The organism is Paenibacillus agri (assembly GCF_013359945.1).
Taxonomy (GTDB): Bacteria; Bacillota; Bacilli; order Paenibacillales; family Paenibacillaceae; genus Paenibacillus_AQ; species Paenibacillus_AQ agri.
On the sequence record NZ_JABWCS010000024.1, the window covers coordinates 1 to 241 of the forward strand.

A 241-nucleotide genomic window follows, 5' to 3' on the forward strand; every position below is an offset into this window, starting at 1 on the left:
CTTGCACTCCTGATGGTTAGCGGCGGACGGGTGAGTAACACGTAGGCAACCTGCCCCACAGACTGGGATAACTACCGGAAACGGTAGCTAATACCGGATAATTCCTTTTGGCTCCTGCTGAGAGGATGAAAGACGGAGCAATCTGTCACTGCGGGATGGGCCTGCGGCGCATTAGCTAGTTGGTGAGGTAACGGCTCACCAAGGCGACGATGCGTAGCCGACCTGAGAGGGTGAACGGCCA

The 241-nt window shown here is 56.8% G+C and carries 1 rRNA gene; it reads left to right on the forward strand.

The window, feature by feature from the left end:
* A 16S ribosomal RNA gene (locus HPT30_RS31220) occupies positions 1 to 241 on the forward strand; the annotation flags it as partial.